An 18,728-nucleotide genomic window follows, 5' to 3' on the forward strand; every position below is an offset into this window, starting at 1 on the left:
GATCCTCTCCTGATCTGTACGAGTGATCCGTACGGGACGTCCGGCGCGGGCCGCGTCCCCCTGACAGGCCCGTCACCGGTGGTACGGGCTCGATCCTGCGCCATCCGGGTGCCATGAGTCCAAGTGATGTTCCTTGTGCCGTCCATGAAAATCTTCTATGGGAGGCGCCGCGGCCGGGACGCCGTGCGCGCCGGGTGCCGTCCGGCCTCACATATGACGACAGTTCATGATTTTTGCGGTCGTGATAACTTCTGTGCATGCTGAGCCTGCGGCAACTGGAGTACCTGGTGGCGGTCGTCGACCACGGCTCCTTCACGCGGGCCGCGGAGATCCTCCACGTCACCCAGCCGGCCCTGTCGCACCAGATCCAGGCGCTGGAGCGGGCGGCCGGTGCGCGCCTGCTCGAACGGCTGCCCAGGGCCGTCCACCTCACGCCGGCCGGGCGCGCGATGCTGCCCCACGCGCGGGCCGCCCTGGCCGACGTGACCGGAGCCCTCTGCGCCGTGCGCCAGGCGACCGGGCTGGCCGGGGGAGAGCTGCGGCTGGCCACGGTCTGCTCGGTCGGCCTGGGCGTGCTGCCCGGAGCGCTGCGCGCCTGGAACCGGCTCCACCCCGAGGTCGACGTCAGGCTCTTCGAGCACCACCACACGGAGGAACTGGCCGAGGCGATGGCGAGCGGGCAGGCCGACCTCGCCGTCGGCCCCAGGCCCGCCCCCTGGCCGGGACCCGTGCACGAGCTCGGATGCGAGGAGTTCGTCGTGACCGTCCCGCCCGGCGACCCCCTCGCGGCGGGCGGGGCCCGCGAGGTGGACCTGGAGGACCTCCGCGACCGCCGCTGGGTCCACTACGCCCCCGGCAACGGCCTGTCCGAGGTGCTGGACCACGCCTGCGCGCGGGCCGGGTTCCGGCCCAGGATCGCGGTGCGCACCGAGCAGACGGCCTCGGCCCCGGCCCTGGCCGCCGCCGGCCTGGGACCCGCCCTGGTCCCCTCGAACATCCTGCCGAGGGGGTACGAGGGCCACGTCCTGTGGCCCCGGCCCGCCGTCACCCGGGCCCTCACCGCCTACGCGCGCACCGGCCTCGACACCCTCGCCGCGGCCTTTTTGGCCGTGCTCACCGAGAGCGTGGCCGGCACGCTCCTTCCCGCGCCCGGCCCCGGCCCCGGCCCCTGCGCGCCCGGGCCCGACCCCTACCGCGAGCCGCCCGCCCCGCCCGTCCCGCCCGGACGGGCCTGAGCCAGGTCCGCGACCGCGGCGACGACCAGGTCCACCTCCTCCTCGGTGTTGTAGTAGTGCGGTGACAGCCGCAGGCACCAGTCGACGTCCTTGTCACCGAAGTCGAACTGCGCGAACTCGCGGAAGCTGAGCGCCGAGTTGACGCGCCGCGCGTCCATCGCCGCCTTGAACGGCCGCGGCTCCCACCCCTCGGCGGAGAAGGTGACGATGGCGCCCAGCCGCGGGCCGCGGTCCAGCGTCCGTACCCCGGGGACGGCGTCCAGGCCGGTGCGCAACCGGGCGGCGAGCGCGGGGGAGCGGTCCGCGATGGCGTCGACACCGACCCGGAGGGCGTAGCGCGCGGCGGCGGCGCAGCCGAGCACGGTCGCGTAGGGGAACTCCCACTCCTCGAACCGGGCCGCGGACTCGACGGGCCGGTAGCGGCCGGGCTCGACCCAGCGGGCGCCGTGCATGTCGATGAACAGCGGCTCGTACCCGGCGCGCAGGACGCGGTCGGACACGTACAGGAAGCCCGAGCCGCGCGGGCCGCGCAGGAACTTGCGGCAGGTGGCGGTCAGCAGGTCGCAGCCGATCTCGGCCACGTCGACCGGGTACTGCCCCACCGACTGGCAGGCGTCGACCATGTACAGCAGGTCCAGCTCGCGGCAGTGCCGGCCGATCTCGGCGACGGGCTGCACCAGGCCGGAGTTGGTGGGGATGTGGGTGGCGGTCACCAGCCGGGGACGGCGGGCCCGCATCAGCGCGGCCATCGCCGCCACGTCGACCCCGCCCTCGGGCGCGTCGGGCGCGTGCACGATCTCCACGCCGAACCGCTTGCGCAGCGACAGGAAGGCGATCTGGTTGGAGATGAAGTCGTTGCGGGTGGTGAGGATGACGTCGCCGGCCCGGAACGGGATCGCGGACAGGGCGGTGGCGAAGGCGTGGGTGGCGCTGCCGGCGAAGGCGACGTTGCCGGGCTCGCAGTTGATCAGGGCGGCGATCTCCGTGTAGAACCCGCGCACCTCCTCCTCGCGGGCGGCCGAGGCCTCGTAGCCGCCGATCCGCGCCTCCAGGTTCAGGTGGTCGACCATCGTGGCCAGCACCGGCGCGGCCAGCAGGCCGCAGCCGGCGTTGTTGAAGTGGACGACCTGCTCGCAGCCGGGGGTGTCGGCCCGCAGTGCCGCGACGTCCGGTAGCGATTCCCGGCTCATTCCAGAAGTGCTACTGTGATCTCTCATGAAAGACGGTAGCACTTCCGAAGCGTTGGAGACCAGCCTCCGGGAGCTGCTGGCCGGGATGTCGCCCGGGGACCGCCTGCCGAGCAGCCGGGAGCTGACCCGGCGCCACCACGTCGGCCCGGGGACGGTCTCCCGCGCGATCGCCACGCTGGCCGCCGAGGGCGTCGTGGTGACCCGTCCGGGCAGCGGCACCTTCGTGGCGCCGCGCAGCCGCAGGCAGGCCGGGGCCGCCGACACGGTCTGGCAGACGGTCGCGCTCGCCGACCGCGCCGTCGACACCGCCCCGCTCACCGACGCGCTCGGGCCGCCCGGCGAGGGGACGATGATGCTGGACGGGGGTTACCTGCACCGGTCGCTGCAGTCCACCCGGCCGCTGAGCGCGGCGCTGGCGCGCGCGGGGCGCCGTCCCGACGCCTGGGACCGCGCCCCGGCGAACGGCCTGGCCTCACTGAGGGCCGTGTTCGCCGGCATGGCCGGCGGCGGCATGACGCCGGACGACGTGCTGGTCACCGCGGGAGGGCAGAGCGGCCTGTCCATGGCGTTCCGGGCCATCGCCGGTCCGGGCAGCCCGATCCTGGTGGAGTCGCCCACCTACCCGGGCGCGCTGGCCGCCGCCAGGGCCGCCGGTCTGCGCCCCGTCCCCGTTCCCATGGACGACGAGGGGGTGCGGCCCGACCTGCTGGCCGAGGCGTTCGCCATGACCGGCGCGCGGGTGTTCTACTGCCAGCCCACCCATCACAACCCGACCGGCATCGTGCTGGCCCCCGAGCGCCGCGGCCAGGTCGTCGAGGTGGCCAGGGCCGCCGGCGCCTTCGTCGTCGAGGACGACTTCGCCCGCCACCTCGGCCACGGCGGCCAGGCGCCCCGGCCGCTGGTGGCCGACGACCGCGACGGCACGGTCGTCCACCTGACCTCCCTCACCAAGCCCGCGGCGCCCAGCCTGCGCATCGGGGCGCTGGCGGCCCGCGGGCCGGTGATGGAGCGGATGAGGGCGATCCGGATGGTCGACGACTTCTTCGTCACCCGCCCGCTGCAGGAGACCGCCCTGGAGCTGCTCAGCTCACCGGCCTGGGAGCGGCACCTCCGCGCGCTGGCCGGGGCGCTGCGGGAACGCTGCGCGGAGCTGGCCGCCGCCGTCGCGCGCGAGCGGTCGGACTGGACCGTCACCCGGCTCCCCGCGGGCGGGCTGCACCTGTGGGTCCGCCTGCCGGCCGGCGCCGACGACACCGTGGTCGCCGGTGCCGCCCGCAGGCACGGGGTCGCCGTCAGCGCCGGCCGCCGGTACTTCGCCGCCGAACCGCCCGGGGCCTTCCTGCGGCTGGGGTTCGCGGCCGCGGGCGACCTCACCGAGCTGGCGGAGGCCGCGCACCGGCTGCGGCACGTCTGACCCGGCCTTCCCGCGCGGGCCCGCTTCCCGCGCGGGCCGATCCCGGGACGGGGCCGCTTCCCGCAGGGGCCCTTTTCCCGGACGGACCCGCTCCCCGGACGGACCCGCTTCCCGCACGGGCCCGCTTCCCGGACGGGGCCGTCCCCGTGAGCAGGTCCGCCGCCCGTCAGGTCGGGGTGCGGAAGTGCGCCCGCAGCCGGGCCCTGGCCTCCTCGCCGGCGCCCAGGGCGTCCAGGCCCAGCAGCGCGGCGCCCATGACGGGCGGGACGTCGGCGACGATCAGCTTGGCCTGCGGGGCCCGCTCGGCGAAGCCCCGTTCCAGCAGCTCGCTCATGAGCGGGTCGCGGGCGGTGAGCACGCCGCCGCCCAGGACCACCTCCGTCGGGACGCCCAGCAGGTCCAGGCGGCGCAGCGCGACCTCCGCGAGCACCACCACCTCCTCGGCCATCCGGGACACCAGGGAGCGGGCCACCTCGTCGCCCGTGGCGGCGACCGCCATCAGCACCGGCGCCAGCTCGTTCAGCCTGCCGTAGGCCAGCTCGCCGAAGTGGACGGCCAGGGACACCTCCTCGACCGTGCGGGTGCCGAAGTGCTCGCGGACCGCGGGGGCCAGCGCGGTGGCCGGGCCCCGGCCGTCCTCGGCGCGCACGGCGTGCCAGAGCGTCTCCTCGCCGAGCCCGAGCCCGCCTCCCCAGTCGCCGGTGAGCCGTCCCAGCGCCGGATACCGCGCCACCCCTCCCGAGGGGGAGACCGCCACCGCGTTGATGCCCGCCCCGCACACCACGGCCACGCCCGCGGGCCCGGAGGCCCCGGCGCGCAGCAGCGCGAAGGTGTCGTTGCCGACGGTCACCCGCCGGCCGTACCCGCGCGAGAGGATCTCCGCGCGCAGCGCCTCCTCCTCGACCGGCAGGTCCGCGCCCGCCACGTAGGCGGCCACGTGGTCGGCGTAGGGAGGGGCCGCCCGCGGGCCCAGCGCCGAGCGCACCGCGTCGCCGATCACGTCGATCGCGCGCGCCACCCCGACGGTCTGCGGCTGGAACGCGGCGCCGCGCCCGGTGGCCAGCACCGAGCCGTCCTCGCCGACCAGCACGACGTCGGTCTTGCTGTTGCCCCCGTCGACGGCCAGTGTCGTCCTCACGCGGCCGCCCAGGGCAGGTGGGCGAGGTTGGCCTCGATCAGGCGCCGCGCCAGGTCGCCGGAGAGCGAGGCCTGCCCGACCAGCGGGTGCGCCAGCAGCGCGTCGGCGACCCGCTCCTCGCCGCCGTGCAGCGCCGCCTCCAGCGCCAGCGTCTCGTACGCGGTGACGTGCGCGATCAGCCCGGCGAAGAGCGGTTCCACCGGCTCCACCGGCAGCGCGGCCGCGCCCGCCGCGGTGACCGTGGCGGGGACCTCGATGACCGCCTCGTCGGGCAGGAACGGCAGCGTGCCGTCGTTGCGCAGGTTGACGACCTGAGTGTCGCCGCGGTCGCCCACCAGCGAGGCGATCAGCGCCACCGCCGCCTCCGAGTAGAACGCGCCGCCGCGCCTGTCCAGCAGCTCGGGCTTGGTGTCGACGGCCGGGTCGGCGTACAGCCTCAGCAGCTCGGTCTCCATCGCCGCGACCTCGGCCGCGCGCGAGGGCTTGACGCGCTGCTCGGCCACCACCCGGTCGTGCTCGTAGAAGTAGCGCAGGTAGTAGGAGGGGACCACGCCCAGCCTGCGGATCAGCGCGGCGGGCAGGCCGACGTCCGCGGCGATCTTCTCGCCGTGGCTCTCCAGCAGTTCCGGCAGCACGTCCCGCCCGTCCAGGCGGACGGCCCGCTCCCAGGTGAGGTGGTTCAGGCCGACGTGGTCGAGGGAGATCCGCCCGGGGTCGACGCCCAGGTTCGCGGCGAAGCGGCGCTGGAAGCCGATGGCCACGTTGCACAGCCCGATGGCCCGGTGCCCGACCTCCAGCAGCGCCCTGGTGACGATGCCGACCGGGTTGGTGAAGTCGACGATCCAGGCGTCCGGCGCGTGCCGCGCGACCTTCTCGGCGATGTCCAGCACCACCGGTACCGTGCGCAGCGCCTTGGCCAGCCCGCCCGCGCCGGTCGTCTCCTGCCCGACGCAGCCGCACTCCAGCGGCAGCGTCTCGTCCACGTCGCGCGCGGCCTGGCCGCCGACGCGCAACTGCAGCAGCACGGCACCCGCCCCGGCGACGCCCTCCTCGACCGACGTGGTCGCGACGACCGCGGCCGGGTGCCCGGCCCGCGCCAGCATCCGCCGGGCCATCCCGGCGACCAGGTCCAGCCGGCGCACGTCCGGGTCGACCAGCGCGATCTCGGTCAGCGGCAGCTCGTCGCGCAGCCGCGCGAAACCGTCGACCAGCTCCGGCGTGTACGTCGAGCCGCCCCCGACAACGGCGAGTTTCACCTGTTCACTCCTTCGGCGTGACGCCCTCGATGAGGACCCTGCGGACGATGGCGGTGCACGACGGCTGCCTCCTGTGAAGATGGGGGTCAGGACGGGACGGTGGAGCCGAAGACCTCTTCGCGGGCGGTGGCCAGGGCGAGGTCGAGCGCGCCGGCGAGGACGGGGTTGCCCTCGACGGTCGACAGCACCAGCGGTGGCCGGGGGATGGTCAGCGCATGCAGCTCGTGCTCGACGAGCCCGCGCAGGGTGTCGCCGCCGGCCAGCAGGGTCCCGCCGGTCAGCACGATGATCTCGGGGTCGACGACGGAGGTGATCGCGGCCAGCCCGACGGCCAGCCGGGAGGCGACGTCGCGCAGCCCGGCGCGGGCGTCGTCGGCGCGGGAGCCGGTGGAGGCTGCGGTCCGCACCGCGTTCCGAACGGCCTGCGCCGGGCCGGTCCCGCGCACCCCGTACGACCTGAGGATCTTCAGGACCGCGGGGCCGCCGGTGAGGGCCTGGTAGCCGTGGTTGGCGTAGCGGCCGGTCTCCCTGGCGGTCGGCGCGCCCGGGGTGGGCATGTAGCCGACCTCGCCGGCGCCGCCGGTGGCGCCCCGGTGCAGCCGGCCGCCGAGCACCAGGGCCGAGCCGAGCCCCTCGTCGGCCCAGAGCAGCACGAAGTCCCGGTGGCCCCGGCCCGCGCCGTGCGCCTGCTCGGCCTGAGCGACGAGGTTGACGTTGTTCTCGACGGCGACCGGCACGCCCAGGCCGTCGCCCAGCGTGCGGACCAGGTCGGGGATCTGCCAGCCGGGCATGTCCTTGCGGGTGGCGTAGGCCAGCCGGCCGGTGCCGGGGTCGATCGCCCCCTCCACGCCGATGACCGCGCACCTGATCGTCGCGGCCGTCACCGTCGAGGCCGCGGTCGTCGCGGGCGCCGCCGCGGTCGCCGCCGACGCCGGCGCGGTCGCGAGCCTGGCGCCGGCGCCCTGCAGCGCGGCGCGGACGCGCTCGACGGCGTCGCCACCGGAACGGCCCGGGGTGGGCAGGTGGTGCTCGCCGACCACGGTGCCGGTGATGTCGGCGATCCTGACGTCGATGCCCGCGCGCTTGACGTCCAGCGCGGCGACGTGCGCGGCGTCGGGGTTGAGCCGGTAGACCTCGGCGGTACGGCCCGGCAGCCCCTCGCGGATGCCGTCGAGCACGACCAGGCCGGCCTCCTGCAGGCGGATCAGCAGCTGGGAGGCGGTGGGCTTGGACAGGCCGGTCAGGGCGCCGATCTCCGGGCGGGTCAGCGGGCCGCGCTCCAGCAGCGCCCGCAGCGCGGCGCGGTCGTTGATGGCGCGCAGCAGGCTGGGGGTGCCCGGCGTCGGCTGGTTCACTGATCCTCCGCGTTCCGGGATCCACGAGGGAGCTCCCGCGTCCGGCGGCCCGGGCACACGGCGCGTCCCGGCGCCGGCCGGTGCGCCCGAGTGCCGATGCGCTCAAGTTAGGAAAGTTTCCTAACTTGAGGAGAATCTAAGGAACCCTGCGGATTCCCGTCAAGCGGGCAGGGGGCGCCGCAATCAAGCTGTGACGGCGGAGGGGTGGGTAAACTTCTCGACGGACCTGCTAGGGTAGTGGTTTGTCATAACAACCAGCAGAATGGCCCGGAGTGTCCCATTACTAGCAACGATAACGGAGCGACGGCAACCCGTCAAATCGAGCTGGCCAGGGAGCAGGAGTACGTCTCCGGGCTCTACCGGCGGCTCGACCTGCTGCGTGAACGCACCCAGCGGCAGCTGGACGGCGTCCTGGCCCAGGGCGGCAGCGGTGGCACCCACCAGAACCGCTCCGAGCGCGACAGCTTCGCCGGGATGTACGCCGAACGCCTGGGCCGCCTGTGGGCGGTCGAGAACGGCCTGTGCTTCGGCAGGCTCGACAACGCCGACGCCACCTCCCTCTACATCGGCCGGATCGGCATGGCCGACGACGATCAGCGGCGCCTGCTGATCGACTGGCGGGCCCCGGTGGCGCAGCCCTTCTACGGCGCCACCCCCGCGGCCTCGATGGGCGTCACCCGCCGCCGTCACCTGCAGACCAAGGGCCGCAAGGTGATCGGGATCGACGACGACCTGCTGGACCTCGACGGCCTCACCGACGAGGCCGCGGCCACCCTCAACGGCGAGGCCGCGCTGCTGGCGTCGCTGGCCGCCCGGCGCACCGGGCGGATGCGCGACATCGTGGCCACCATCCAGTCCGAGCAGGACCGCATCATCCGCTCCGACCTGAACGGCGTGCTGGTCGTCCAGGGCGGCCCCGGCACCGGCAAGACCGTGGTCGCGCTGCACCGGGCCGCCTACCTGCTCTACACCCACCGGGAGAAGCTGGCCCGCAGGGGCGTGCTCATCCTGGGGCCCAACCTGACCTTCCTGCGCTACATCGAGCAGGTGCTGCCTTCCCTGGGCGAGACCGACGTGCTGCTGTCGACCGTCTCCGAGCTCTACCCGGGGGTCGTCCCCGGCCGCAGGGAGCGTCCCGAGACGACCGCGCTCAAGGGCGACGCCCGGATGGCCCAGGTCGTCGCGCGGGCCGTGCGCGAGCGGCAGCGGGTGCCGCGCAAGCCGCTGGAGATCAAGCTCGACCGCTACACGCTCCGGCTGGAGGGCAGCGTCCTGGAGGCGGCCCGCAACCGGGCCGCCCGCTCCAAGCGGGCGCACAACGAGGCCCGCGCGGTCTTCGTCCGGCACCTGCTCAACGCGCTCGCCCGCCAGGCGGCCCGGCTGCTCGGCAAGGGCATGATCGACGACGACGAGCTGGCCGACATCCGCGAGGACCTGCGTACCGAAAGGCCCGTCAAGGCCGCGCTGAACCGGCTGTGGCCCTACGTCACCCCGCAGCAGCTGCTGATCGGGCTGTTCACCTCCCCCGAGCGCCTGGAGCACGCCGCCGCCGAGTTCGACGAGGCCGAGCGGGCGCTGCTGCTGCGCGAGCCGCCCCGCCAGGGGGAGAACTGGTGGGCAGAGTCCGACGTGCCGCTGCTGGACGAGGCGGCCGAGCTGCTCGGCGACATCGACCCCGCGGTGCTGCGGGCCGGTGCCTGGATGGCCGAGGAGGAGCAGGCCGCCCGGCGCGCCGCCGCGCTCGACGAGCGGCAGCACCAGCTCGCCTACGCCAAGGAGGTGCTGGAGCTGACCGGGCTGTCCGACATCATGGACGCCGAACGCTTCGCCGCCCGCCACCTCGGCGACGACGTCTTCCTGACCACGGCCGAGCGCGCCGCGGCCGACCGCACCTGGGCCTTCGGCCACGTGATCGTGGACGAGGCGCAGGAGCTGTCGGCGATGGACTGGCGGATGCTCATGCGGCGCTGCCCGACCCGGTCCATGACGATCGTCGGCGACCTGGCCCAGACCGGCGCGTCGGCCGGGGCCCGCTCCTGGGGGGCGGTCCTGGACCCGTACGTGGCCGGGCGCTGGCGCGAGGAGACCCTCACCGTCAACTACCGCACCCCGGCCGAGCTGATGGCCGTGGCCGCCGACGTGCTCACCCTGGTCGGCCCGGAGCTGACCGCCCCGACCTCGGTCAGGGAGACCGGGACGCACCCCTGGGCGGCCTCCCCGACGTCCTCGCTGGGCGAGCGGGTCAAGGCCGAGATCGTCGAGGGCGGCCGTCTCGTCGTGATCGTCCCGGAGTCGCGGGCCGCCGAGTTCGGCGAGGTCGTGACGGCCTCGGTCGAGGGCGCGGTCGCCGGGCCGGGGTCCGCCGCGCTGGACGCGCAGGTGGCGGTGCTGACCGTCGCCGAGGCCAAGGGCCTGGAGTTCGACGCGGTCATCGTGGTCGAACCGGAGCTCATCCTGGGCGAGTCGCCGCGCGGGGCCAGCGACCTTTACGTGGCGCTGACCCGTGCGACCCGGCGCCTTGGCGTGGTGCACGACGGCCCGCTTCCCGCCGCCCTCGCTCGACTTGAGGGACATCGGATCACATGAGACCATTGACGGCTCTCGTCGATCATGTCCCAGCTGCGAAAACTTGATGTTTCCGCTGTTAGTGACACGGTTGACATCTGCGCTGGGCTCGGTAGTTTGCTGCCCAGTCCAGCACGGGACTGGCCGGTCGGCCGCCTTTCGACATCGCCGTCTCCTGCGCCCGTGACGGGGTCACGCCCGTCCGTACAGCCAGGCGCAGGACCGGCAGTCCGTCGAGGCGGGGCACTCCTTCCGGGCGGGGGGTTGGACCCAGGAGGAGTCCGGGCACCCAGTAGACAACGGCAATCCGCGCCCGCCGCCGACGGGACGGAACCGGTCCGAAGGGTCGCCCGGGCTCTCTTCCCGCTCCCGTGCGAGCGCCGCAAGCGTCGGGGCGGCCGGGGTGTCCTTCGACACCCCGGCCGCCCCGTTGCCGTCCCCGTACCGTCCACGGGCCGCGACCGCGTCGGCACCGGATCACCGCCGACTCACCACCGGGCCGCCGTCCGGCCACGACCGGGCCGCGACCGCGCCACCCACCGGACCGTCGCCGGACCAGGACCGGATCACCGCCGGACCGTCGCCGGCCCATGAGAGGGCCACGGCCGATCACGGCCGGACCGCGAGGGCGGCCGTCCGATCAACGACCGGACCACCCCCGGACCACCCCCGGGCCGCCGCCGGGCCGCCCTCCTCGCCCGTGATCCGGTGCCGGACGTCGAGGCCGCGCCCGCCGGAAGGTAGCGTTCAGGCTGCAGGACGGGGCAGCGCCCGCCCGTGACATCGCAAGGAGCCCTTCCCGTGGTGCAGGACAAGACGGCCGGCCCGGTGCCGGGGACGTCCGCGCAGGACGCCCCCCCGACCGGCCCCCCGCCCGGATTTCCGGGCCGTGGGGCCGCCGGTGCCGGTCCCCGGGCCTCCCGGTCGGCGCTGTCGGCGCTGCCGGCCAGGATCGCCTCGGCGGTGGCCGGTGGCCTGCTGGTGTTCTGGGCCTTCCCGCCCTCCGGTCTGTGGTTCCTGGCGCCGCCCGGCATGGCCGCGATCGTCCTGGCCGTGCACGGCGTCCGCCCGCGCCGCGGCGCCTGGCTGGGCCTGCTCGCGGGCCTCGCCCTGCTGCTGCCCGCCCTGGCATGGGTGAGCCCGATCGGTGCGGACGCCTGGCTGGGCCTGGTGGCCATCGAGAGCGCCTTCTACGCCGCCTGGGGGGCGACGGCCGCCCTGGTGTCCCGGTTGCGCCTGTGGCCGTTGTGGAGCGCCGCGCTCTGGGTGGCGGCCGAGTGGGCGCGGGGACAGGTCCCCTTCGGCGGCTTCCCCTGGGCCCGGGTCGCCTTCGGCCAGGGCCACTCGCCCTTCACCCCGTACGCGGCGCTCGGCGGGGCGCCGCTGGTGAGCTTCGCGGTGGCCCTGTGCGGCGGCCTGATCGCCCTGGCGGTTCTGCGGGCCCTCGCCGCCCGGCGCGGCGTCCCGTCCGCGTCGTCCGTGCCGCCCTCGGACCGGTCGCCGGTCTCGTCCTCGGCGCCGGCCCCGGCCGCGCGGTCGGTGCTCCCGCTGGTGCTTCCGCTGGTGGGGGCGCTGGCCGTGCCGGTGGTGGCCCTGGCCGTACCCCGGTACGGCGACGAGGGGCGCAGCGTGACCGTCGGCGTCATCCAGGGCAACGTCCCCGGCCGGGGCATGCACCCGCTGGGCGACGAGCCCGCCGTGGTGCTCCGCAACCACACCCGGCTGCTGCACCGGATGGCCGACGACGTGCGCCGGGGCCGGGTGCCCCGCCCCGACCTGGTGGTGCTCCCGGAGAACTCCACCGACATCGACCCGCTGCGCAACGCGTTCGCCCGCGACGAGATCGATGCGGCGGTCCGGGACGTCGGGGTGCCCGTCCTGGTCGGCGCCGTGGTCGGCGTGGGAGTGAACGAGCGCGCCACCCGCAGCCTGGTCTGGGACCCGGTGACCGGGCCCGGCGCCCACTACGACAAGCAGCGCCTGGTGCCCTTCGGGGAGTTCACCCCGCTCAAGGAGCTGGTGCTGGCCCTGTTCGAGCGGGCCTCCCTGGTCGGCAAGCAGTCGGTGGCGGGCACCCGGGACGGGGACCTGAGGATGGGCCCGGTGACGGTCGGCGCGATCAACTGCTACGAGGTGGCCTACGACGACGTGGTGAACCGCACCGTCAGGACGGGTGCCACGCCGCTGGTGGTGCAGACCAACAACGCCACCTACGCGCTCACGAACCTGCCGCCGCAGCAGCTGGCCATGTCCCAGTTGCGCGCAGTGGAGCACAATCGGGCGGTGATCACTTCCGCAATTACGGGTATATCGGCATATGTGACCCCCGATGGCTCGATAGCCTGGCGCACCGAGGAACTGGTGCCCGCGACGAACGTGTTGACGGTCCCTGTCAGGACCGCGCGGACCGTCGCCACCCGCGTGGGCGCGCTGCCCGAGTGGGCCCTGATACTTGTGGGGGCTGGCGCGGTGGCCGTCGCGACGACCACCGGGCGGCGCCGGACGGGCACCGCGGCACGGGCCGTGGGGCGGCAGGACGATCGTCAGGTGGGAGACGCGTGATGGAGCGGATGCTTGGCCGGGTGCTCGTCGTCGTCCCGACGTACAACGAGCGGGAGAACCTGCCGCTGATCGTCCGGCGCCTGCGCGAGGCCGTGCCCGAGGCCCACCTCCTGATCGCCGACGACGACAGCCCCGACGGCACCGGGGCGATCGCCGACAAGCTGGCCGCCGACGACGAGCTGGTCCACGTGATGCACCGTCCCGGCGGCAAGCAGGGGCTGGGCTCGGCCTACATCGCGGGCTTCCGCTGGGGCCTGGCGGAGGGGTTCGGCGTCCTGGTGGAGATGGACGCCGACGGCTCCCATCCTCCCGAGTCGCTCCCCGCCCTGCTGAAGGCGCTGGACCGCGGGGCCGACCTGGCGATCGGGTCCCGGTGGGTGCCCGGCGGGAAGGTGGTCAACTGGCCCGCCTCACGCCAGTTCCTCTCGCGCGGCGCCAACATGTACAGCCGCCTCGCCCTCGGCCTGCCGGTCCGCGACGCCACCGCGGGCTTCCGCGCCTACCGGGCCTCCACCCTGGAGAAGATCGGCCTGGACGACGTGCAGTCGCAGGGCTACTGCTTCCAGGTGGACCTGACCCTGCGCACCGCCCGCCACGGGCTGCGGATCAAGGAGGTCCCGATCACGTTCGTGGAGCGCGCCGTCGGGGCCAGCAAGATGAGCCGCGCCATCATCCTGGAGGCGCTGTGGCGGGTCACCGTGTGGGGGGTCGCGGGCCTGCCCGCCCGCGTCCGGCGCCGCCTCGGCCGTGGACGCTGATCGTCGTGCCGCCGGCGGGGACGTCCACGCTGAGCGAACGCGGAACGCGCCGCCCTCCCCGGGCGTTGTCATGTCGTACGGCTGTCGCGTGAGTTGAGGCGAAGATGCGCTTAGTGCTGTTCCTGACCTTCCTCGTGGTGCCACTCCTCGAGATATTCGTCCTCATCCAGGTGGGGCAGGTCATCGGGGGTTGGCCGACGGTGGCCATCCTGCTCGCCGACAGCCTGCTGGGCGCCTGGGTCGTGCGCCGCGAGGGCCGCCGCGCCTGGCGCAACCTCCAGGGCGCGCTGCAGAGCGGGCGGATGCCCGACCGCGAGCTCGCCGACGGCGCGCTGATCCTGGTGGGCGGCACGCTGCTGCTGACCCCGGGGTTCCTCACCGACGTCCTCGGGTTCCTGTGCCTGCTGCCGTTCACCCGGCCGACGGTGCGCCGGGCCGCGAACTGGTTCTTCACCCGCAGGGTCCGCACCATGGTCGCCAGGAGCGCGGCCGGGGTGGGCGGGCCGCTCGGCGGGCCGCTGGGCGACCCGTTCACCGGTCAGGGCTCGCCCTTCGACGGGCTGCGGGCCGGGCACGGGCGGGTCCCCGGGGCTCCCGGCCGGGCCCAGGGAGCGGGGCCGGTCGTCCACGGCGAGGTCATCCGCGACGAGCCCGACGGAGGCGTCAGCGGTCGCTGAGCGCGGCCAGCCTGCGCAGCGAGAGCCGGAACAGCGCCGCGTTGAGCGGTCCGATCACCCGCCAGCCGAGCCGCCCGGCCGCGCCGAACGGCACGTCGAGCTCCTCCTCCCAGACGATCGTGCTGCCGCCGCCCTCGCGGGGCAGCACCCGGAAGACCCCGGTGCCGCGTATCAGCCGTCCGGTGTGCCGGACCCCCACGCTCCTCGGCGGGTCCCATCGGGTGATCTCCATGGTGTCGAGGAAGCCGACCGGCCCCACCCCGGTGAAGGCGGCGAGCCTGCTCCCCGGGCTGCGGCCGTCCCCGGCCTCGACGCGCGCCCGGGTCAGCACCATCCACTCGTGGTGCCGGGGCCAGTCGGTCAGCACGGAGAACACCTGCTCGGGCCTGGCGTGGGCGTCGACGGAGACGCTGATTCGGGAACGGGTCACCCCCGGGTCCTTCCCCGTGATCGCCGGACGACTCCTCGTCGGCCGTGACGCGGGGCACGGTCCGGTATTTTGTACCGGCCCTGGACGGTCCGGGGGAGCGGAGGTGCCAGGTCCGGTGGGAACGTTCGCGGCGAGGAGCGGCCTGATCACGGTCACGGCCGTCGACTGGGACGACGACGCGGCCGTCGCGCTGCGGCAGGCCATGACCGAGGAGATGGACGCCCGCTACGCCGACCTGCTCGCCGTCCCCGGCCTGGTCCCCGAAGGGATGCACGTCACGCCCGACACGGTCGTCTACACCGGCGTCGCCCGCTCGGCCCGGGGCGTCCCGGTCGGGCACGTGGCGCTGCGCGCGCTCGGCGGGGAGCTGGAGCTCAAGCGGATGTTCGTGGTCCCCGCCGAGCGGGGCGGCGGGGTGGCACAGGCCCTGCTGGCCGCGGCCGAGGACGCGGCCCGCGCGCTGGGAGCGTCGCGGATCGTGCTGCAGACCGGCCCCCGCCAGCCGGACGCGGTGCGGATGTACCTGCGCGAGGGTTACACGCCCGTCCCGGTCTTTCCCCCCTACGAGGGGCTCCCGGGCTCGCACTGCTTCGAGAAGCCCCTGTGACCACCCGCCCGGAGCGTACGCGGAGGGAGGCCGTCCGGTCGCGCCCGCCGGGTGCGGGACGGTGAGCACGGCTGCGGACGGGAGAGGGCGGATAGGGCGGATAGGGCGGGAAACGGGCTCGCCGGCCCGGCCGAGTGACTCGGCCGGACCGGCGAGGTGTTCCGCGGACGTCTAGGACGCCGCGTGCTGCGGAACGTCGACGTAGAGCTCGCCGAAGGTGATCGAGGGGGTGGACCCCGCGAAGTTCCTTTCGACCGCCGCTCTCTCCGCCGCGCTCGGGTTGGCGTTGGTGCAGGAGACGGGTGCGCTGGAACCGGACATCAGGTCCGAGCACAGACCGGTGCGCCGGTCCGGCAGGCCCAGGATGTGGCCGATCTCGTGCGTGGCGATCCGCAGCGGGAAGTACCCCTGCGAGGTCGCCTGCCGTCCCATCCAGATGGTCCCGCGACCCAGGCTGGTCGGCTGGGCGCGAGGCCAGCCGTTGTCGGCGAGCACCACGAAGTCCGCGGGGCTGCCGGCCACCAGTCGTACGTTGGAGACGCGGGAGTTCCAGACCTGTGCCGCCTGGTCCACGACCGACCGGAACTCCGCGGCCCTGCTGGCGTCGTACCTGAGCACACGGACCGCCGCCGTGCCGGCCTCCGCCTGGGCGGTGGCCGCCTGGGACGGGGTCGCCGTCAGCAGGAAGGCCAGGCCCAGGATGAAGGCGATACCGGAGCGAATGATCCTTGACATTTCTGGCGAGCCTCCTCGGTCATCGGGGGGTTGCTCACGGGGAGCAGCTGGTGAGGAGGGCGGATCAGCCGGTGACGAGCGTCAGCCCGTACGCCGAGAGGATCTCGTTGACCGGCTGGTGGTACGTGGTGCCGCCGGAGGTGCAGTTGCCCGAACCGCCGGAGGTCACGCCCTGGGCCTGGCTGCCGGAGATGAACGAGCCACCGGAGTCGCCCGGCTGGGCGCACGCGCTGGTGCGGGTCAGGCCGCTGACCGTGCCCTGCGGGTAGGTGACGCTGGCGTTGTGCTGCTGGATGACGCCGCAGCGCCAGCCGGTGGTGGAGCCGGAGCGGCAGATCGAGGCGCCGACCGAGGCCTGGGTGGAGCCACGGACGGTGACGTTGGCGCCGCCGGAGCCGCGGACGTAGGGCGTCACGGTGTGGCCGGGGGTGGCCACCCACGCGTAGTCGTTACCGGGGAACGACGAGCCCTGGAAGGTGCCGGAGGGGTTGCTGGTGGTCGCGCCCGTCCTGCCGCAGTGACCGGCGGTCACGAAGCCGGGGGTGGTGCCCCGGCGCACCGAGAAGCCGATGCTGCAGCGGCTGCCGCCGATGTAGTAGGCGTTGCCGCCGATGATGTTGATGTAGGCCTGGGGCTGCTCGGTGGTGTGCGCCACCTTGACGACGTTCTTGTCCACGCCCGCGGCGGCGACGAGGGCCTCGCCGGCCGCCTGGTCGCTCGCGAGGACCGAGACGCTGTTGGTGGCGACGTCCACGTACCACAGGGCGGCGCCGGCCTTGGCCTCCGCGGGCGCCTGGTCGAGCTTGTCCTTGACGGCGTTGAGGTCGGCGATGGACCGGCTGACGATCACGGGCTGGGCGCCCTTGGCCCTGATGGCGGCGGCCTCGGTCGCGTCGGTGGTGGCCACCGAGAGCTGGGAGGCGTCACCGTTGAGCCAGGCGCCGGCGTAGCTGGCACCGAGCTGCTGGGTCAGCGCGGCCTCGGAGGCCGCCGCACGCTGCTCGTTGGCCAGGCGCTGGACGGCCTGCTCGGCGGTGAGGCCGAGGTCGCGCTGGAGCGCCTCGAGCATCGCGTTCGGGGGCTTGGGGGCGGAGACGGCGGGTGCTGCGAAGGCGGGGGCCACGGTGGCGGCCAGGTACAGGGCCACGGTGGTGGCGCCGGCCAGGAAGGTACCTCGACGTAACATGCACACTCCTTGTGAGGGGTGCTGTCAAAGTATTGGCCGGAGGCCCCCGGAGGGATCTCCCAAAGAATCCCTATCGCGATGTTATGGGGGGCATTGATCGGTTTATCGGTCTCGCGGGAGGGCCGGTGGCAGGCCGGACAGGGCTCGGCGGGACCCGTTGACAGGCCGGGCAGGGGTCGGCGGGGCTCGTGAGCAGGGCCTGCGGCCGGGCGCGGGTGACGGGGGTCAGCGGCCGGGGTCGTGGTCGTCGAAGAGGGAGGGGCCGCGGCCGTGCGCGGGGCGGGTGCGGTGCTCGGCCGGACCGGCGGGGGAGGGGTCCGCGCCGGCGCGGTTGCGACGCAGCTGGGCCTGGAGCTCCGCGTCCTCGCGCATCTCCTGCTCCGAGGGGGACAGGAAGATCGTCAGCAGCATGCCGAGGGTGAGCAGGCTGATCCCCACGAGCAGCGGCAGCATGAAGTCCATCCCCTCGGCGCCGCTCGTCGGCGCGGAGGTGCCGTGCACGCTGACGTCCAGGGCGAACATGCCGGTGTAGTGCATCCCGTTCACCGCGACGCCCATCAGCAGGGCGGCGCCCGTCGTGGCGGCGGCCCCGCGTACCCGCAGGCTGAACCACAGGGCCGTCGTCGCCGCGGCCACCGCGATGACCAGGGACAACGCGACCAGCAGGGGGTCGTAGGTCACGTGGGCGGACATGTTCATGGCCGCCATGCCCAGGTAGTGCATGCCCGCCACGCCGAGGCCGGTCAGCGTCCCGCCGGCGAGGAGCGCGCCGGTGCCGCTGTCGGGCCGGGAGACCAGGAAGAGGCCGGCGCCGACGACGACGACGGCGAGGAGCGCGGAGGCGACGGTCAGCGGGACGTCGTAGCGGATCGACGTCCCCTGGACGTCGAAGCCCATCATCGCTATGAAGTGCATCACCCAGATACCGGTGCCGCCGATGGACAGGGCCGCGCCGATGAGCCAGAGTGCGCGTGAGCCGCCCTGCGTCCCGCGGGCCCGTGCGGCGAGCAGCAGTCCCAGCAGCGAGCCGATGCTCGACATGATGTAGGAGGCGACCGGAGTGACGAGCCCGTAGGCGAAATGGTCGATGGGGGACATGACGGGCTCCTGGCGGAAGCGGAGGAATGGAACGTGCCAATACGGATCGGAGCCGACCGGCGCGTGTGGCGTCGATGGAGGTCTCCACATGTGATCGGCCGACCGGCCGGGGCAGTACGAGGAGTGCTCACCTTACAGTTGTCGCGTTCCGAAAGGCCATAATGGACTTATTAACAATGTCTTAACCGATCACTGTACGTATGTTCCGTTCACCCCATGTGAGACTCAGGAAGGAGGCGGGTCGATGGCCCCGCCCGCCGATCGAGGCCTGGAGGCACTGCCTCCGATATGGCCGGAAGATCGATATGAGGTCGTCTGCGAACGCGACGACCCGCCCGGCGCCACCCGTGACCGCTACCGCTTCCCGCAGTACGCGGTGCGTTCGGCCCGCGAGCTGGAGACGGCGGGACTCGCCAGGCGGGTGCGCGTGGTGAGGCTGACGGACGGGGTGGTGATCTACGACCGGGTCGAGGGCGTCGAGCTGTCCGCCGACCGCTGGTGACCCCCCGGTGCCCATCCGGT

General features: G+C 74.1%; 16 protein-coding genes. 8 read left to right on the forward strand and 8 right to left on the reverse strand.

What is annotated here, in order from left to right:
• The first annotated feature begins 257 nt into the window (after positions 1-257).
• A complete protein-coding gene (locus tag ACIBCT_RS15195; protein ID WP_399188707.1) occupies positions 258-1,235 on the forward strand; it encodes a LysR substrate-binding domain-containing protein in 978 nt (325 codons plus the stop codon).
• On the opposite strand, the gene ACIBCT_RS15200 is transcribed toward ACIBCT_RS15195, so the two are convergent.
• Positions 1,190-2,425 carry an aminotransferase class V-fold PLP-dependent enzyme gene (locus ACIBCT_RS15200; protein ID WP_399188709.1) on the reverse strand — a complete coding sequence of 412 codons (1,236 nt, stop codon included), beginning with the start codon at positions 2,423-2,425 and terminating at the stop codon, positions 1,190-1,192. The genes ACIBCT_RS15195 and ACIBCT_RS15200 overlap by 46 nt on opposite strands.
• A 25-nt stretch (positions 2,426-2,450) precedes the next feature.
• On the opposite strand from ACIBCT_RS15200, the gene ACIBCT_RS15205 reads away from it, so the two are divergent.
• Positions 2,451-3,839, forward strand: coding sequence for a PLP-dependent aminotransferase family protein (locus ACIBCT_RS15205; protein ID WP_399188711.1), 1,389 nt, complete (start codon positions 2,451-2,453; stop codon positions 3,837-3,839).
• A gap of 166 nt (positions 3,840-4,005) precedes the next feature.
• On the opposite strand, the gene ACIBCT_RS15210 is transcribed toward ACIBCT_RS15205, so the two are convergent.
• From ACIBCT_RS15210 to ACIBCT_RS15220, 3 genes are all read right to left on the reverse strand, one after another.
• Positions 4,006-4,977, reverse strand: coding sequence for an N-acetylglucosamine kinase (locus ACIBCT_RS15210; RefSeq protein ID WP_399188713.1), 972 nt, complete (start codon positions 4,975-4,977; stop codon positions 4,006-4,008).
• The gene (locus tag ACIBCT_RS15215) at positions 4,974-6,233 is read right to left on the reverse strand and encodes a 6-phospho-beta-glucosidase (protein WP_399188715.1); all 1,260 of its coding nucleotides are present in this window, start codon (positions 6,231-6,233) and stop codon (positions 4,974-4,976) included. The genes ACIBCT_RS15210 and ACIBCT_RS15215 overlap by 4 nt, the downstream gene beginning before the upstream one ends.
• 86 nt (positions 6,234-6,319) lie before the next feature.
• Positions 6,320-7,588 carry an ROK family protein gene (locus tag ACIBCT_RS15220; protein ID WP_399188717.1) on the reverse strand — a complete coding sequence of 423 codons (1,269 nt, stop codon included), beginning with the start codon at positions 7,586-7,588 and terminating at the stop codon, positions 6,320-6,322.
• Between the two features lie 237 nt (positions 7,589-7,825).
• Between ACIBCT_RS15220 and ACIBCT_RS15225 the strand changes: the two genes are divergently transcribed.
• The 4 genes from ACIBCT_RS15225 (at position 7,826) to ACIBCT_RS15240 (ending at position 14,150) form a co-directional block, all read left to right on the forward strand.
• Positions 7,826-10,174, forward strand: coding sequence for a HelD family protein (locus ACIBCT_RS15225; RefSeq protein WP_399188719.1), 2,349 nt, complete (start codon positions 7,826-7,828; stop codon positions 10,172-10,174).
• Positions 10,175-10,954: 780 nt separating this feature from the next.
• The gene (gene lnt / locus ACIBCT_RS15230) at positions 10,955-12,715 is read left to right on the forward strand and encodes an apolipoprotein N-acyltransferase (protein ID WP_399188721.1); all 1,761 of its coding nucleotides are present in this window, start codon (positions 10,955-10,957) and stop codon (positions 12,713-12,715) included.
• The gene (locus ACIBCT_RS15235; protein WP_399188723.1) at positions 12,715-13,473 is read left to right on the forward strand and encodes a polyprenol monophosphomannose synthase; all 759 of its coding nucleotides are present in this window, start codon (positions 12,715-12,717) and stop codon (positions 13,471-13,473) included. The genes lnt and ACIBCT_RS15235 overlap by 1 nt, the downstream gene beginning before the upstream one ends.
• A 104-nt stretch (positions 13,474-13,577) precedes the next feature.
• Entirely contained in the window at positions 13,578-14,150 is a 573-nt protein-coding gene (locus ACIBCT_RS15240; RefSeq protein ID WP_399188725.1) for an FxsA family protein, read from the forward strand.
• Here ACIBCT_RS15240 and ACIBCT_RS15245 read toward each other — a convergent pair.
• Positions 14,137-14,580 carry an SRPBCC family protein gene (locus ACIBCT_RS15245; RefSeq protein WP_399188727.1) on the reverse strand — a complete coding sequence of 148 codons (444 nt, stop codon included), beginning with the start codon at positions 14,578-14,580 and terminating at the stop codon, positions 14,137-14,139. The two genes, ACIBCT_RS15240 and ACIBCT_RS15245, sit on opposite strands and share 14 nt — an antisense overlap.
• 115 nt (positions 14,581-14,695) lie before the next feature.
• Here ACIBCT_RS15245 and ACIBCT_RS15250 point away from each other — a divergent pair, with 115 nt between their 5' ends.
• Positions 14,696-15,187, forward strand: a complete 492-nt coding sequence (locus ACIBCT_RS15250) for a GNAT family N-acetyltransferase (protein WP_399188729.1) — start codon at positions 14,696-14,698, stop codon at positions 15,185-15,187.
• Between the two features lie 171 nt (positions 15,188-15,358).
• On the opposite strand, the gene ACIBCT_RS15255 is transcribed toward ACIBCT_RS15250, so the two are convergent.
• From ACIBCT_RS15255 to ACIBCT_RS15265, 3 genes are all read right to left on the reverse strand, one after another.
• Positions 15,359-15,922 carry a snapalysin family zinc-dependent metalloprotease gene (locus ACIBCT_RS15255; RefSeq protein WP_399188730.1) on the reverse strand — a complete coding sequence of 188 codons (564 nt, stop codon included), beginning with the start codon at positions 15,920-15,922 and terminating at the stop codon, positions 15,359-15,361.
• Between the two features lie 64 nt (positions 15,923-15,986).
• Positions 15,987-17,108 (reverse strand): S1 family peptidase, encoded by a 1,122-nt coding sequence (locus tag ACIBCT_RS15260; protein ID WP_399188732.1) that lies wholly within the window; start codon positions 17,106-17,108, stop codon positions 15,987-15,989.
• Between the two features lie 225 nt (positions 17,109-17,333).
• Positions 17,334-18,206 (reverse strand): MHYT domain-containing protein, encoded by an 873-nt coding sequence (locus tag ACIBCT_RS15265; RefSeq protein ID WP_399188734.1) that lies wholly within the window; start codon positions 18,204-18,206, stop codon positions 17,334-17,336.
• A gap of 244 nt (positions 18,207-18,450) precedes the next feature.
• On the opposite strand from ACIBCT_RS15265, the gene ACIBCT_RS15270 reads away from it, so the two are divergent.
• Complete coding sequence (locus ACIBCT_RS15270) at positions 18,451-18,708, forward strand: hypothetical protein (protein WP_362806557.1); 258 nt, start codon at positions 18,451-18,453, stop codon at positions 18,706-18,708.
• Positions 18,709-18,728 lie beyond the last annotated feature (20 nt).

Origin of the sequence: Streptosporangium sp. NPDC050855 (genome assembly GCF_044456585.1) — a bacterium.
Taxonomy (GTDB): Bacteria; Actinomycetota; Actinomycetes; order Streptosporangiales; family Streptosporangiaceae; genus Streptosporangium; species Streptosporangium longisporum.

What these genes read in the sequence shown, in the direction of transcription:
- ACIBCT_RS15270 (WP_362806557.1), top strand. Translation starts at nt 18,451, where the DNA reads ATGGCCCCGCCCGCCGATCGAGGCCTGGAGGCACTGCCTCCGATATGG.
- ACIBCT_RS15195 (WP_399188707.1), top strand. Translation starts at nt 258, where the DNA reads ATGCTGAGCCTGCGGCAACTGGAGTACCTGGTGGCGGTCGTCGACCAC.
- ACIBCT_RS15205 (WP_399188711.1), top strand. Translation starts at nt 2,451, where the DNA reads ATGAAAGACGGTAGCACTTCCGAAGCGTTGGAGACCAGCCTCCGGGAG.
- ACIBCT_RS15255 (WP_399188730.1), bottom strand. Translation starts at nt 15,922, where the DNA reads ATGTCAAGGATCATTCGCTCCGGTATCGCCTTCATCCTGGGCCTGGCC.
- ACIBCT_RS15265 (WP_399188734.1), bottom strand. Translation starts at nt 18,206, where the DNA reads ATGTCCCCCATCGACCATTTCGCCTACGGGCTCGTCACTCCGGTCGCC.
- ACIBCT_RS15240 (WP_399188725.1), top strand. Translation starts at nt 13,578, where the DNA reads ATGCGCTTAGTGCTGTTCCTGACCTTCCTCGTGGTGCCACTCCTCGAG.
- ACIBCT_RS15235 (WP_399188723.1), top strand. Translation starts at nt 12,715, where the DNA reads ATGGAGCGGATGCTTGGCCGGGTGCTCGTCGTCGTCCCGACGTACAAC.
- ACIBCT_RS15200 (WP_399188709.1), bottom strand. Translation starts at nt 2,425, where the DNA reads ATGAGCCGGGAATCGCTACCGGACGTCGCGGCACTGCGGGCCGACACC.
- ACIBCT_RS15260 (WP_399188732.1), bottom strand. Translation starts at nt 17,108, where the DNA reads ATGTTACGTCGAGGTACCTTCCTGGCCGGCGCCACCACCGTGGCCCTG.